This is a genomic window from Arthrobacter sp. E44, from assembly GCF_041877125.1.
GTDB lineage: Bacteria > Actinomycetota > Actinomycetes > Actinomycetales > Micrococcaceae > Arthrobacter.
Window position 1 is genome coordinate 1 of the sequence record NZ_JBHDJA010000064.1, and the last position, 1,014, is coordinate 1,014.

Annotated in this window: 1 protein-coding gene; it reads right to left on the reverse strand. The window is 64.4% G+C overall.

Annotated features, from left to right (window positions below):
• Positions 1-906: IS481 family transposase (locus tag ACETK3_RS21330; protein ID WP_373993596.1), on the reverse strand; the 906-nt coding region annotated here is incomplete at its 3' end.
• Positions 907-1,014 lie beyond the last annotated feature (108 nt).

Consider the following 1,014-nt stretch of genomic DNA (forward strand, 5'->3'; position numbering starts at 1 on the left):
GTGGCCTCGATGATGATTGTAATGATGGAGCCAGTCGGCGAAAGCGGCAACACGCTCGGCCTCGGAGGCGTAGGGACGGGCGTAGGCCCATTCGTCGAGCATGGTGCGGTTGTAGCGCTCGACTTTGCCGTTTGTCTGAGGCCTGTAGGGGCGGGTGCGTTTGTGCTTGATGTCCGGGCCCAGAGCGTCTTTGAATGCGTAGGAGCGGTAGCAGGATCCGTTATCGGTCAGGACCCGTTTGACAGTGATCCCGTGGGACTCGAAGTAGGCATTGGCGCGTTCCCAGAATCCGGCCGCAGTGTCCTTTTTCTCATCGGTCAGGATCTCCGTGTAGGCGAGCCTGGAGTGATCATCGACGGCGTTGTGCAAGAAGGCGTGACCCGGTCTCCGGTTCGCCGCGGTACCGGTCTTGTTCCGGTTTCCGGCGGCCCTGCCGACACTGCGGTGTCCGCCGCCGTCAGGGATCCGTCCAAGTTTCTTGATGTCGACGTGGACCAGGTCCCCGGGGCTGTGGTGCTCGTACCGGCGAATCACCCGGCCCGTGGCCCGGTCCATCCACGCCAGCCTCGCCAGCCCAAACCGGGACAGCACCCGGTGCACCGTGGAGGGGTGAATGCCCAGCAGATAGCCGATCCGTGCCGGGCCCCAGCGCCGGTTGACTCTGATCGCGACGATCCGCCGCTCCCGCCGCGTGGAGGTCCGACGCGGGGAGTTGATGGGCCGGCTGGAACGATCACCCGTCCCGTGCTCCCCGTGCTCCCGGTAACGGGCCGCCCACCGCGCTGCGGTCGTCACCGACACCTGGAACCGCTCAGCAGCACGGCGCAGCGGCCACCCGTCATCGACGATGCACCGGGCCAGCCGGAGCCGTCCCTTCGGCGTCAGAAGCGCGTTAGCATGGGACATTGAAGACCTCCTTGTGGATCGGACTCTTAGACAAGCCCCACTCCACTTGGAGGTCTTCTTTTTGTCACCTAACCACGCCGCATGTTCCTAACCTCCGTGGTCAATACA